The organism is Streptosporangium sp. NPDC000396 (assembly GCF_042898655.1).
Classification (GTDB): Bacteria; Actinomycetota; Actinomycetes; order Streptosporangiales; family Streptosporangiaceae; genus Streptosporangium.
This window is the reverse complement of sequence record NZ_JBIAZA010000040.1, coordinates 48631-62207: the sequence shown is the minus strand read 5'-3', so window position 1 is coordinate 62207 and position 13577 is coordinate 48631. Positions and strand designations below refer to the sequence as shown.

Below are 13577 nucleotides of genomic sequence, written 5' to 3'. Positions count from 1 at the left end.
GAGGGGTTGGATCCCGTCCGTCTGAAGCGATGCCGGCGGCACTGCCGCGTCGCACCGAGGTCGGCGTTAACGATGCCTACGCGGCTCCGGACAGCCGAACAGACGGACGGGACGTTCAGCGGGGGGAAGAGGACGTGGGATCCCGCCGGCCTTCCCGCACCACGGAAGGTGCCGCGGCAACGGCGCCCGTGTTGGGCGGGAAGGGCGCGAGGCGTGGCTCCGGACGGGCGGTCAGGCAGGCGGGACGTTCAGAGTGAGAGCAGGCAGGACGTTCAGAGTGAGAGGGGACAGGCGGGTGCGAGGTCGGGGAGGCGGGGTCTCATCGTTGCTCCATCCGGGGCTCACGGCTGACTGATGGGGATGGTGGTGGGGTCGGCGAGCACTCGTTCGACGACGACGCCTGCCGCCCCCCGCGAGGCAGCGCCGAAGCCAAGATCGGAGGGCACGAACCTGCAGCGCTCTGTGGCTGCGGTCATGCCGAGGCGTTCCAGCTCCGCCTGGGCGACGGGGATGAGCCGGTCGGCGAGCCTGGCGAAATACCCGCCCAGCACGATCACTCGTGGGTTGAACAGGTTGACCAGCAGGGAGGAGCCGCGGCCGAGCCACTTGCCCACGTGCGTGACGGCCGCGTCGACCCGAGGATCCCCTTCGGCCCGCCGCTGCTCGATGTCGGCGAGCCGTTCCTCCGGATCACGGACGACGTGTCGGCTCGTCCCGTAGGCGTGGTCGGGAGTGGCCATGCGGACGAGCGTGGCGAGCCCCACCTTGGTCTCCCAGCAGCCGATGCGGCCGCAGCCGCACCGCTCCCCCTCGGGGTCGACCACCATGTGGCCTACCTCGCCCGCGAATCCGTCGGCGCCGTTCAGCAGTCGGCCGCTGGAGATCACGCCGCCGCCGACGCCCACCTCCCCGGTGAGGTAGACCAGGTCGGAGGTTCCGGCAGCAACGCCGGAGGTGTACTCGGCCAGCGCGGCGAGGTTGGCGTCGTTGTCCACCGTCATGGGCACCGTCTGTGGGATGCCTGCGCGCGACAGCCGCTCGGCTACTTCCACCCCGCGCCAGCCTAGGTTCGGGGCGAAGACGACGGTGCCCGTGGTCGTGTCGATCAGACCGGGGACGGCCACCGTGATCCCCGCCAGTACGACGCCGAGGCGGTCGAGGTCGGCCACGGCGCGCTCGACCGCCCGGGTCAGCTCGTCCAGCGAGCGTTCCGGGCCAGATCCCATGGCGTCGAAGCCGATGCGCCGGTCGATGAGGACCCGGCCGGCCAGGTCGGTGACGAAGACGGCGATGTAGTCGACGTTGACCTCCACGCCCAAAGCGCCCACCCGCGAGCCGTCGATGACGAGCGCGAGGCTCGGCCGACCGACTGAGCCCGCGTGCTGCGGCCCGGTCTCCTTGACCAGTCCGCGCGCCTGCAGCTCGCTCACCAAGCTGGTGACGGTGGTCTTGTTCAGCCCCGTCTCGACGGCGACGGCCGAGCGGGCGCAGGGGCCGTGATCGCTCACGTGCCGGAGGACCAGGGCAAGGTTGGAGCGGCGCACGCTGGCCTGGTCCGCGGGGGTTCCCGCAGAGCTGCTGCGACTCGTCGAGCCCGTGATGAGGCCGCCGGCCTTGACCTGGTTCACGCCACTCCCTAATTAGTTTGGATGGCTGGCTAAATTAAAGGCATCCCCTCCCGATCGAAGCAAGTGAAAAAAGGTTTCGAAGAATGTAACGTTTTAGCAACACGCCCAACCTTCGGCCGTGACCTGCGATGAGTGCGGAGATGCCGGCTCACAGCACGAAATCGGGTTTCCGAGCGGGATGCGGGTCCACAAGAGCGTCCGGCCTGCCCTCGAGGCCGGACGCATGTGATCACCCTCTCACCCATATCCCGTGACGCTTCGCCTCCTTCACCCCCTTGCGTAAGCCGACTAGTCCGTGTTCGGATTAATTTCGTCATCGAGCCTGGACTGTGCGGGCCCTCCACGGCCACAATCGTCCGTGTTCGGACTAAATTGGTATGATCATGGGAGGGTAGATGGACCAGAACCTGTTGAACGAGATTTGCCTGCGCCAGCTCTCGCTCAGCGGCGTGCACGAAGGCGAGACGGTCGCGGTGCTCTCGGAGGGCGCCGAACGCCTCGACTACGCCGACGCGTTCCTCTACGCGGCGAGGCGGCTGGGAGCCTCGGCGTACCACCTGCGGCTTCCCGCTCCCACGGCCGCGTCGGGAGCGTGGGCGGTGGGCACGTCCGAGCTCGCGGGCAACCCTCAGGCGGTGGAGGCTCTCAAGCAGGCCGACATGCTCATCGACCTGAAGTTCCTGCTGTTCAGCAAGGAGCAGTTCGCCATCCAGGAGGCCGGCACGCGCATCCTCACCGCCGTCGAACCCGCCCCGCTGCTGGCCAGGCTCATGCCCACGCCCGAGTTGCGGGAGCGGGTCGAGGTCGGCGCAGAGCTGCTGAGCAAGGCAGGCGTCATGCGCATCACCAGTCCGGGCGGGACCGATGTCACCTACCGCCTCGGCGTCTACCCCACGATGAGCGAGTACGGCTACACCGACCAGCCGGGACGATGGGACCACTGGCCCGCCGCCTTCGTCTTCACGGGCGGGGCCGACGACGGCGTGGACGGCAGGATCGTGCTATCGCCGGGCGACGTGCTGCTGCCGTTCAACACCTATGTCCAGAGCCCTGTCACGCTCACCATCGAGCAGGGGTTCATCACCGACATCCGCGGCGGCCTCGATGCCGAGCTGCTGTCGTCCTACATCAGGTCGTTCGACGACCCGCGCGGCTACGGGATGTCGCACGTCGGGTGGGGCCTGGACGAGCGGGCCCACTGGCACGGCCTGACCCAGTTCCCCGGCGGGATGGGGATGGAGCTGCGCTCGTTCTACGGCAACGTCATGTTCTCCATCGGACCCAACAACGAGCTGGGCGGACCCAACGACACGCCCTGCCACTTCGACATCCCCATGCGCGGCTGCAGCCTCTTCCTCGACGACGAGCCCGTGGTCGTGGACGGCGACGTCGTCGTCCACGAGATGCGCCCCGCCGCACGCCGTTGACCCGTCTGGAGGATTCCGTGACCGACCACCACATCGGCCTGATCGTGCCGAGCTCCAACCTCACCATGGAGACCGAGCTGCCGCGGATGCTGCGCACCCGCGAGGAGGCCGAGCCAGGCGACAGGTTCGTCTTCCACAGCAGCAGGGCGCGGATGCAACACGTGACGCCCGAGCAGCTTCGCGCCATGAACGCACAGGCGGAGCGGGCCGCGGGCGAGCTCGCCGACGCCCGCCCCGACGTGGTCGCCACCGCGTGCCTGGTGGCGATCATGGCGCAGGGGCCCGGCTACCACTGCACGGCCGAGGACTCCATCCGCGACGCCCTGCGCACCGAGGGCTCGCAGGCGCCCGTGATATCCAGCGCGGGGGCGCTCCTTTCGGGGCTCGGGGCGCTCAAGGCCGAGAGGGTCGCCATCATCACCCCCTACATGAAGCCGCTCACCCAGAAGGTCGTGGAGTACATCGAGGACGCGGGCGTCGAGATCGTCGACGCGCTGAGCCTGGAGGTCGCCGACAACCTGGCCGTCGGCCGCCTCGACCCGCAGGACCTGCGGGAGCACTGGCGCAGGCTCGACCTGAGCCGCGCGGACGCGCTGGTCCTGTCGGCGTGCGTGCAGATGCCGTCGCTGCCTGTCGTCCAGGCGGTCGAGGAGGAGGCGGGGCTGCCGGTCCTGACGGCCGCGACGGCGACGACGTACCGCATCCTGTCCGAACTCGGTCTCACCACCACGGTGCCGAAGGCCGGAAGCCTGCTCAGCGGCGCGTACTGACACGAACGCGAGGAAGGCCGGGGCTTGTCGCCCCGGCCTTCCTCGCTTGTTGTCACGCCACCCAGTCGCGCAGGATGTCGCGTACGGCCCGCAGTCCGCCCCGCGGGTTGTCCCAGAAGACCATGTGTCCGGCGTCGGGGACCTCGACCAGGCGCGCGGCGGTGTTCGTCCTGGCCGCCTCCTTCACGTCGGGAGCGGTCACCACCGGGCTCTGCGCGCCGTACACCAGGAAGGCGGGTGCGGGCACCGACGGCCAGAAGTCGAAGAAGTCCTCGCTCTCGAAACCCCTGTGGGTGGCGGCGACGGCCTCGTCGCCGCAGCTGGCGAGCCACCGCGCCCGCAGCTCCTGCTCGCGCCTCGGCCAGCGGGGCCATGACGCGGCCACCTCGTCGGCGTCGGTCCCGCGCCGCGCCTGCTGGAGCTGGCTCTGGAACGCGGCGAGCGTGGTCGGGTACGGCCCGCGACCTGGGCCGCTCATCGGCGGGTCCACGAGGATCGTCCCGCGCAGCGCGACGTCGCCCCTGGCCGCGGTCAGGCCGGCGATCCGGGCTCCCATCGAGTGGCCGAGCAGGACTGGTCCTTCGAGCCCGAGACCCGTGATGACCGCCTCGGTGTCGGCGGCGTAGTCCTCCAGCGTGTACGAGGGGCCGTCGTCGGAGAAGCCGCGGCCCCGCACGTCGAGGACGATCGGTCGGACCGATCCTGTCAGCTCGCGCGCGACGAAGTCCATGGCGATCGCCGGGCTGGTGATCCCTGGCAGGACCAGCAGGGGCACACCGTCACCTCCGTAGTCGAGCGCGTGCAGCCGGACAGGTCCCGAGCCGATCCATCGGCTGCGCGCGGGCACCGCGGCGAGATCGGCGACGGCCTGCTGGGTCAGCGTGCGTTCAGACATGGGAGCGAACTCCTTCGGCGAGGTAGTCGAGCGCCTCCGCGAGACCGATCACGTCGCCGTACTTGGCGTGGATGTCGAAGAGGCTGGCCTCGTGGGGGCCCGCCGCGCGGTCGCCGACGCATTCGCGCGGCACCAGCACCGAGAACCCCGACTGGACGGCGTCCACCGCCGTGGCCCTGACGCAGCCGCTGGTGGTGGCTCCGCAGACCAGGAGGGTGTCACGGCCGAGCCCGGTCAGGACCGAGGCGAGGCCGGTGCCGAAGAACGCCGAGGCGCCCTTCTTCACCACCAGCGTGTCGCAGGGACGGCGCGGAAGACGCTCGTCGATCGCCACGGCGGGGCTGCCCTCGCGCATCGCGCGCATTCCAGGGGCCTTGTGCAGCCAGGTCACCATCTCCCCGTCGGCCTCTGCAGGGGTGTAGGCGATGGTGGTGAAGACGACAGGCACCTCCGCGGCGCGGCCGTGCTCGATGAGCGTCGCGGTGGCGGCGACCACGTCCGACAGGTCGGAGCCCGACGGGTAGGCGGGATCGGTGAAGCCGTTGGTGAGATCCACGACGACGATCGCGGGACGCGCGCCCCTGCGGGCGGCGGCGCCGAACCCGGCGTGCGCGTAGGTGTCGTCGGTCTGCCGGCCGTACATGCCGCTACCCACGACGCAGCTCCTTGATCAGCTTGGCCTGGGCGCTCAGTTTGCCGAGCAGCCAGCCCTGGAACAGGCCGAGCGCGAAGGCGGCGGTGATCGGCACGTACTTCGCCGCGCCTGGCGGCACCAGCATCGACAGCGCGTCCAGCTCGGCCGCGGGTTCCCTCGCGGCGACCGGCGCGGCGGCGGCGAGTTTCCGGCCTCCGCCCGCCCTGTCGGCCTCGATCAGGCTCGCGAGGTTCACCGCGAACTGCCGCAGCAGCTTGTCGGAGACGGTGACGATCGCGCCCTTGCCGAACTGCACGATCTTCCCTCGGATCAACAGGTCGGTTCGCACGCGCAGCACCGCGCCGCCGGGCACCTCCTCGACCGTCAGCACCACCTCGGCCTCGGCGTCGCCGCTGCCGTGCGTGTCGGCGCCCCTGCCCTGCAAGCGCAGCCGCCTGCGGTCGGGATCGACCTCCAGGAACCGCACGGCCCCCGCGTACGCGGCGGTGATGGGGCCGACCTTGACCTTGACGCCGCCTCGGTAGGCGTCGCCGTCACGGCCGTCGAGCGCGGCGCCCGGCAGGCACGTCACGACCCGTTCCACATCGTTGATCAGGGCGAAGACCTCGTCGGGCGAGGCGTTCACCGTGATCTCGTTGTCCAGGATCATCGTGGCTCCCCTGCTTCGCGCCGTCCTCTGGCGCAGTCCTCTATGGCGTCGACGATGGTCTGGTAGCCGGTGCACCGGCACAGGTTGGCGGACACGACCTCGCGGATCTCCTCTCTAGTCGGCTCGGGATGCTCGGCGAGGAAGCCCTCGGCGAGCATCAGGAAGCCTGGCGTGCAGAAACCGCACTGCAGGCCGTGGTGGGCGGAGAACGCCTTCTGCAGGTCGTTCAGCTCGCCGTCGTCGGCGAGCGTCTCGACCGTGCGGATCTCCTGGCCCTCGGCTTGGGCGGCGAAGATCAGGCACGAGCGCACGGGCGCGCCGTCGAGCAGGACGGTGCAGGCGCCGCAGATGCCGTGCTCGCAGCCGACATGTGTGCCGGTGAGGCCCAGGTTGTGCCGTAGCACGTCCACCAGCGTGTGCCGGGACTCCACGACGAGATCGTCGTGCCGCCGGCCGTTCACGGTCAGGCTGATCAGCAGTTTCTCCGTCATGTCATCGCTCCGATCGCCCGCTGTACCGTCTCGGGTCTGATGGGTGTCTCGTCGAGCTCCACTCCTGTGGGCCGCAGCGCGTCGTTCACGGCGTTGAGCACCGCCGCGGGCGCGCCGATCGTGCCGCCCTCCCCCGCGCCCTTCGCGCCGCTCTCGGTGAAGGCGCACGGGGTCTCCAGATGGTGGATCTCGATGTCGGGGATCTCGTTCGCGGTGGGCACCTTGTAGTCGATGAAGCTCGCGCACGACGGCTCGCCCTGCTCGTCGTAGGTCACCTGCTCGAACAGCGCTCCCGCGATGCCCTGGGCGATGCCGCCACGGCACTGCCCCTCTACCACCTGCGGGTTGATGGCGACGCCGCAGTCCTCCACGCAGACGTAGCGCAGGAACTCCACCTGACCGGTGCCAGGATGCAGTTCCACGACCACGCCGTGCGCGGCGTTGGAGAACGTCCCGTCGCCGTGCACGTCGAACGACGCGCTCGCCGTCAGTCCCGGCTCGGTGTCCTTGGGGAGCAGGTTGGCCTTCAGGTAGGCGACGTCGGCCAGCTCCTTGTACGTCAGGGCGCGCCCGTGGTCGTCGAGCCTGCGCACCTGGCCCTGACGCAGCTCCACGTTGTCGCGCGTCGTCTCCAGCAGGTGCGCGCCCAAGTGCAGGAGCCGGTCCGCCAGTCTGGTGGCCGCCCGCGCGACCGCGCTGCCGCCGATGGTGGCCGAACGGCTGGCGAACGTCCCGAACCCATAGGTGATCCTGTCGGTGTCGCCCTGATGGATCTTGACCTGCGAGAGGTCGAGGCCCAGGCGATCGGCGACGATCTGGGCCAGTGTCGTCTCGTGGCTCTGCCCATGGCTCATGGTTCCCGTCGTCACGGTGACGGCTCCCGTGAGGTCCATCGTGATCCCCGCGAGGTCGAAGCCCGGCACCACGGCCATCTTGCGCTTGGCGAACGCGCCCGAGCCGTAGCCGGTGCGCTCACTGAAGCAGGAGTAGCCGATGCCGAGCAGGCGCCCTTCGGCCGCCGCCTGCTCCTTGCGTTCGTACCAGCCCTCCTGCTTGAGCGTGCGCTCGCAGAGGTTCAGCGACTCCAGGTAGGAGCCGGGGTCGTAGGTGACGTCGTTGATCCCGGTGTAGGGGAAGTCGGTGATCAGGTTCCGCCGCCTGATCTCGACAGGGTCCAGGTCCAGCTCGCGGGCGGCCCGCTCGAAGACGCGTTCCATGACCATGACGAACTGCGGCCTGCTGACGCCCCTGTACGGCGCGGACGGCGCCTTGTTGGTGGTGACGGCCCTGCCGCGCACCCGGTAGGCGGGCACCCGGTAGACGCCGGGCATTTCGGCCGACGCCATGAGCGGCTCGATGCCGGCCGTGAACGGGTAGCAGGAATAGGCTCCCATGTCGCACACCACGTCGGCGTCGAGAGCCAGGATCCTGCCGTCCTCGTCGAACGCGGCCCGGACGTCGTAGCGCTGCTCGCGGGCCAGGAACGAGGCGGTGAGCGCGTCCCTGCGATCCTCGATCCACTTCACGGGGCGACGCAGCCGCAGGGCCGCGGCCCCTGCGGCGATCTCCTCGCGGCCGACGACGCACTTCTGCCCGAAACCGCCGCCCATGTCGGGAACCACCACCCGTACGGCCCGCTCGTCGAGGCCGAGGCACTCGGCCATCACCGTGCGGACCTGGTGGGGGACCTGGGTGCAGGTGTGCACGAGAAGCTGTTCCTCACGCGCGTCCCAGGCCGCGACGACGCCCCTGGTCTCCAGCGGCAGCGCGTTCTGGCGACCCGTCCTGGATCGCACGCGCACCACGCGGTGCGCGGCGGCGAAGACCTCGTCGATGCCCGCGGTCGCGAACATCGACACGTCGACCAGGGTGTTGGCCGCCGCCGCGTCGTGGACGAGCGGCGCGCCCGGAGCCAGCGCCTGCTCGTCGGAGAGCACGGGCGCGGCCACCTCGTAGGTCACCTTGGCGGCCTCCAGGCCGTCCTCCACGGCGTACGGGTCCTCGGCGAGCACGATGGCGATCGGCTCGCCCACGTAGCGGACCCGGTCCCTGGCGAGCACGGGCATCGCGGTCGGAACGAACTCCGAGAGCGGCCGGTCGAGCACGGCGGTGATGTCCCCGAGATCCAGATCGTCGGCCGTGAACGCGGCGACCACCCCAGGCACGGCCAGCGTCGCCGACAGGTCGACGCCGGTCACGCTCCCGTTGGCGATCGTGCTGCGGACGAACTGCGCATGGAGCATGCGGGGAAGGTGGATGTCGTCGACGAACCTCCCGCTTCCCGTCAGCAGCCGCGGGTCCTCCCGCCTGGCGGCCGACTGCCCGACCCAGCTCATCGTGTCATCGCCTCCTCACAGGCCTGGACGAGCAGGGTCCTGGTGAGGGCCCTGCGGTAGTCGGCGCTGCCGTTGCCGTCGGCAGGCGGGTCGACGGCCGCCGCGGCGGCCTCGGCGCACTCGGCGAAGGTCCCGCCGCGCGCCAGCACCTCCTCCGCCTCGGGGACCCGCAGCGGCACGGGAGCCACGCCGCCGAGCACGACGCGGCCGGCGTCCAGGTCGACTGCTGCGGCCACGATGGCGAAGTCGCCCCGCCGTTCGGCGAACTCGGTCAGCGCGGCACGCGGCGCGGGGCGGGGAAAGACCACCTCGACGATCATTTCCTCCGGCTCGAGCGCCGTGGTGAAGAAGCCGAGGAACAGCTCCTCGGCGGGCACGCGCCGTACCCCTCCCGCCCCCTGGACCACGACCTCGGCGCCCAGCAGGACCGCGAGCAGGCACCACTCGGCGGTCGCGTCGCTGTGGGCGAGGCTGCCGCCGACCGTTCCGCGCGTGCGGATCGGCAGGTGCCCGATCCAGGTCATCGCCTCGCGCAGCACGGCGAAGTCCTGGCCGAGCGGCGCCTTCTCCACCTGGTGGTGGGTGGTCAGCGCCCCGATGCGCAGCACGCCGTCCTCGCTCCTGACGAAGGACAGCTCGCCGCGCAGGCCGGTGAGGTCGACCAGGTGGGACGGCCTGGCGAGGCGGAAGTTCATCATCGCGACCAGGCTCTGGCCGCCGGCGATGTACTTGGCGTCCTCGCCCAGCTCGGCCAGCAGGGCGACCGCTCCTTGGACGTCCCTGGCGCGGTGGTAGGTGAACGGCGCGGGCTTCATCAGATCCTCACACGGGCCACGTCGTCGGTGGATTCGGTGATGTGGTCGAGCTCTCTGCCCTTGGTCTCCGGCGCGGCGACGGCCATCCACAGGACGACGGCCAGCATCACGGCGCCGAGAACGGCGAACGTCAGTGTGAGGCCCAGCAGCGGCCAGAGCAGCCCGCCGAAGATCAGGGGGATGAAGCCGGAGGTCACCCGGCTGGCCGACGAGGCCCAGCCGAAGCCGCTCGCCCTGATGGGAGTCGGGTACAGCTCGGCGACGTAGGCGTACAGCACCGGGATGGCGACCTGAATGAAGAAGCCGAAGACGCCCAGCCACACCAGCGCGGCGGTCTTGAGGTCGAGGAACAGCGCAAAGCCCACCAGCGCGGCCGAGGCCACCGGCGCGGACACGCCGATCACCCACTTGCGGCCGACGGCCTCGACCAGCCACGCCGAGACCAGGACGCCGACGATGCCCACCGCCGTCATCAGGGTGGTCTTGGCGAAGGCCGCGTAGTCGGTGTAGCCGCCCGCCTTGAGGATCGTGGGCATCCAGCTCAGCGCCACGTAGTACACCGTCATCACGGTGATGAACAACAGCCAGGCTACGGAGGTCACCCGCGGGCTGAAGCTCCAGACCTGCCGGAGCTGGTCGAGCACCGCCCGCAGGCCCCGCGGGCCCGCGCTCTCGTCGGCGGGGGCCTGGATCACGTACGGCTCGACGGGCGCGCCCGTCCTTGCGACCAGGTCGTCGATGATCTCGCGCGCCTCCTGCTCACGCCCGTTCTTGGCCAGGTAGATCGGCGATTCGGGAACGCCGCGCCGTATCCAGAACAACAGCAGCGCGGGAAGGATCATCACGGTGAGCATCCAGCGCCAGTTGCCCTGGACCGGCTCCAGGAGGAGGGCGACCACGCCGCACAGCGTCGCGCCGATCGGCCACCAGACGTCCATGGCGGCCAGGATCTTGCCGCGCAGCCGACTCGGCGAGAACTCGCCCACGAGCGCGTAGTCGACGGGGATGCAGCCGCCCAGGCCCACCCCCGCCAGGAATCGCAGCACGAGGAAGATCTCGTAGTTCGGGGCCAGGGCGCCGAAGACGGAGAAGAGCGCGAAGATGAGCAGGGTCAGGCTGAAGGCTCGCTTGCGGCCCATGCGATCGGCGATCGTGCCCCACATGACGGCGCCGACCGCCATGCCGATGAGGTTGGCGGTCGCCACCAGGCCCCTCTCGCCGACCGTCAGGCCGAACTCCTGGCCGAGCAGCGGGGAGAGGAAGCCGTTGAGCGCGACGTCCCAGGCGTCGAACATGTAGCCGAGGCCGCCGATGATGAAGATCTTGCCTTGGACACGCCACTTCCACGGCAGATCCTGGACGATCTGGTCTCCTGTTTTCATGGAGTTTCCACCCTGGTATGAGGTGATGGGGGGTATCCCGGCCCGTCGGGGGGCGGGTGCCTGTCAGTTGTGGAACTGGTAGGAGAAGGTCTCTTCGTCGGGGTCGTTCAGCGGGGTGCCGCTCCACAGCCACTCGTAGGAGACGTCGGACTCACCGTTGAACCGCTTGAGCTTCTCGTCACGGGCCCGCTGCTCGGGCCCGTCGGGCAGGTGATAGAAGGCCATGTTGCGCCAGGCGGCGTCCTGGACCATCCCCGCGTGCTTGGCGCGGCGGGCCACGTACCGCATGAGGGCTGCCCTGACGCCCTCGACCGGCACGGCGCCGAGCTCCTCGGCGAGCACGGCCGCGTCCTCCATCGCCTGCGAGGCGCCCTGCGCCTGGTAGGGCAGCATGGCGTGGCAGGCGTCGCCGAGCAGGGCCACGTTGCCGTCCACCCACACCGGATCACGGCGGCGGTGGTACATCGCCCACGCCGAGATGTCACCCTCGGCCTTGGAGAGCATCAGCGCGACCCTGTCGTCCCAACCGGGAAGGGCGTCGACCAGCTCGTCCACCGTGGCGGGAACGGTCCACCGCTCCTTCACCTCGGGCGTGCAGGGCACGATCGCGACGACGTTGAGCCATTCCCCGCCACGGATCATGTAGTGGACCAGGTGCCGGTCGGGGCCGTACCAGATGGTGCTCTGGAATCGGTCGACCAGCCAGCGGGTCGCCGGGTCAGCGGCGATCTTGTCTCCTGGAATGAGTACGCGGTAGGCCATCTCGCCGGAGAACAGCAGGGTGTCGGACAGGCCGAGCGCGTCGCGAACGCTCGACCTGATGCCGTCCGCGCCGATGAGGACGTCCGTCTCGTACCGTTCGCCGTCGGTGGTGACCGCGACGGGCCTTGCGGGTACGGTCTGGTCGACGGCTACGATCTTGCAGCCCGTCCGCACCTCCACCACGGGTCCTGGCCGGTGCTCGTCCAGACAGGCGTCCAGCAACGCCTTGTGCAGGTCGGCGCGGTGGTAGTGCCAGTAGGGGGCGTTGTACTCGCGCTTGCAGAAGTCACCGAGCGGGGTCAGGCCGATCACGCTGCCGTCCTGCCAGCGGCGGCGCACCTGGTCCAGCGGCTCGGTGCGGATCTTTTCGAGGGCGGAACGCAACCCGAGACCGAGCAGGACGCGGCTGGCGTTCGGCGCGGTCTGGATGCCCGCGCCGACCTCGCCGAGCTCGGCTGCCTGCTCGAGGACCGTGACCCGCAGGCCCCGCTGCCGCAGTGCCAGCGCGGCGGTCACTCCGCCGAGGCCACCTCCGACGATCGTGACGTGGTACGACTGACTCACCTGGCTCGCCGCCAATGCTCCTCCAAACCCTTGGAACGTCATCACGGAATGCGTGTACGGCTGTTCGCGGGCATGCTGATCACAGCCATTCCGCCATCGCGGCGGAAGGACGGGGCTGCGCCCGGCAAAACTAATCCGAACACGGACGATCCGGAAAACGCAAGAGGTGAGCGAGGATGTGCCCCCCGAAACCCGGCCGACGTCACTCGTCGATGAGGCTCTCCCACCGAGCCGCCAACGCGGTCATCTCCTGCAGAACGCGTTCGCGTTCCCCCTGCGAGTAGCCCTGCAGCAGCCGCTCATCCAACTCCCGGGCGCGCCGGTTCACCTCATGCAGGCGCTGTGCGCCTGCCTCGGTCAGGTGCAGCAGCTTGCGGCGGCCATCGTGCAACGAGGTATGCCGGACGATCAGCCCGTTCACCTCCAGGCGGCGCACAACGTCGGCCATGGTGGACCGGTCAAGCGCCACCGCCGACGCGAGCGAGCCCTGGTCCACGCCAGGGAAGTTGTCCACGGCGGTGAGCACCGCGAACTGCGGACCGGTCAGCACCGGATCGACCACGCGCGTCCACAAGGCGACATAGGACTGGTACAGCCGCCGTGCCACATATCCCGGCGCCGCAAGGAGTTCAGGAGGAGTCGTGACCGCCTCGCCACGGCTTCCCTTCGCCGCCGATTCACTCACTTCATGCGCCATGCCATCTACCTAATCATGAACCGGCCACGCCGCCTGAATTGGTTGGTTGATTTGGCGGATGGAGCGAGGCGGTGGCGGCAGCCTGGAGACGTGTCCGGGGTCGGAGACGTGCAGGATCTCAGCTGGCTAGCGTTGCTTGAGGCGGAGTGCTTCTTTGCGGACCTCGGCCTGGATGGACCTCTCGCGCTCCAGCCACGCCGGGTTCTCCGCTTTCAGCGCATCGATCTCAGCGGTGGTGAGCGGTCCGGTGATCCCACCTCTGATCAGGCCGGAAATGGAGATCCCGAGCTTCGCGGCGATGACCTGCTTGGAGTGCGGGCCGTTGCGGCGCAGGTCAACGAGCCAGGCGGGTGGCGTCGACTGCAACTCGTTCAGCTCGTCCCTGGAGACGACACCCGCCTGGAACTCGGCGGGAGTGGCCGAGAGGAGGACACCCAGTTTCTTGGCCGCGGTCGCGGGCTTCATTGTCTGGATGGTCTTCGGTTTGGGCGAGGTCATGGCGTCAA

General features: G+C 69.7%; 13 protein-coding genes. 2 read left to right on the top strand and 11 right to left on the bottom strand.

The window, feature by feature from the left end:
• Positions 1-341 precede the first annotated feature (341 nt).
• Positions 342-1628 carry an ROK family protein gene (locus tag ACFY2X_RS41765; protein ID WP_389949174.1) on the bottom strand — a complete coding sequence of 429 codons (1287 nt, stop codon included), beginning with the start codon at positions 1626-1628 and terminating at the stop codon, positions 342-344.
• Positions 1629-2023: 395 nt separating this feature from the next.
• Here ACFY2X_RS41765 and ACFY2X_RS41760 point away from each other — a divergent pair, with 395 nt between their 5' ends.
• Entirely contained in the window at positions 2024-3055 is a 1032-nt protein-coding gene (locus tag ACFY2X_RS41760; protein ID WP_389949171.1) for a leucyl aminopeptidase, read from the top strand.
• Positions 3056-3072: 17 nt separating this feature from the next.
• Positions 3073-3825, top strand: a complete 753-nt coding sequence (locus ACFY2X_RS41755; protein ID WP_389949168.1) for an Asp/Glu racemase — start codon at positions 3073-3075, stop codon at positions 3823-3825.
• A gap of 52 nt (positions 3826-3877) precedes the next feature.
• On the opposite strand, the gene ACFY2X_RS41750 is transcribed toward ACFY2X_RS41755, so the two are convergent.
• The 10 genes from ACFY2X_RS41750 to ACFY2X_RS41705 form a co-directional block, all read right to left on the bottom strand.
• Positions 3878-4720, bottom strand: a complete 843-nt coding sequence (locus ACFY2X_RS41750; RefSeq protein WP_389949165.1) for an alpha/beta fold hydrolase — start codon at positions 4718-4720, stop codon at positions 3878-3880.
• On the bottom strand, positions 4713-5375 hold the full coding sequence (locus ACFY2X_RS41745; RefSeq protein WP_389949162.1) for an isochorismatase family protein: 663 nt from the start codon (positions 5373-5375) through the stop codon (positions 4713-4715). Before ACFY2X_RS41745 ends, ACFY2X_RS41750 begins: the two co-directional genes overlap by 8 nt.
• Positions 5368-6024 (bottom strand): SRPBCC family protein, encoded by a 657-nt coding sequence (locus tag ACFY2X_RS41740; RefSeq protein WP_389949159.1) that lies wholly within the window; start codon positions 6022-6024, stop codon positions 5368-5370. Before ACFY2X_RS41740 ends, ACFY2X_RS41745 begins: the two co-directional genes overlap by 8 nt.
• Positions 6021-6515 (bottom strand): (2Fe-2S)-binding protein, encoded by a 495-nt coding sequence (locus ACFY2X_RS41735; RefSeq protein WP_389949156.1) that lies wholly within the window; start codon positions 6513-6515, stop codon positions 6021-6023. Before ACFY2X_RS41735 ends, ACFY2X_RS41740 begins: the two co-directional genes overlap by 4 nt.
• The gene (locus ACFY2X_RS41730; RefSeq protein WP_389949153.1) at positions 6512-8851 is read right to left on the bottom strand and encodes a xanthine dehydrogenase family protein molybdopterin-binding subunit; all 2340 of its coding nucleotides are present in this window, start codon (positions 8849-8851) and stop codon (positions 6512-6514) included. The genes ACFY2X_RS41735 and ACFY2X_RS41730 overlap by 4 nt, the downstream gene beginning before the upstream one ends.
• A complete protein-coding gene (locus ACFY2X_RS41725; protein ID WP_389949150.1) occupies positions 8848-9666 on the bottom strand; it encodes an FAD binding domain-containing protein in 819 nt (272 codons plus the stop codon). The genes ACFY2X_RS41730 and ACFY2X_RS41725 overlap by 4 nt, the downstream gene beginning before the upstream one ends.
• Positions 9666-11048, bottom strand: coding sequence for an MFS transporter (locus ACFY2X_RS41720; protein WP_389949147.1), 1383 nt, complete (start codon positions 11046-11048; stop codon positions 9666-9668). Before ACFY2X_RS41720 ends, ACFY2X_RS41725 begins: the two co-directional genes overlap by 1 nt.
• A 63-nt stretch (positions 11049-11111) precedes the next feature.
• Positions 11112-12374 (bottom strand): FAD-dependent monooxygenase, encoded by a 1263-nt coding sequence (locus tag ACFY2X_RS41715; protein WP_389949144.1) that lies wholly within the window; start codon positions 12372-12374, stop codon positions 11112-11114.
• Between the two features lie 202 nt (positions 12375-12576).
• Positions 12577-13071, bottom strand: a complete 495-nt coding sequence (locus tag ACFY2X_RS41710) for a MarR family winged helix-turn-helix transcriptional regulator (protein ID WP_389949141.1) — start codon at positions 13069-13071, stop codon at positions 12577-12579.
• 126 nt (positions 13072-13197) lie between these two features.
• Positions 13198-13569, bottom strand: coding sequence for a DUF5997 family protein (locus ACFY2X_RS41705; protein ID WP_389949139.1), 372 nt, complete (start codon positions 13567-13569; stop codon positions 13198-13200).
• Positions 13570-13577 lie beyond the last annotated feature (8 nt).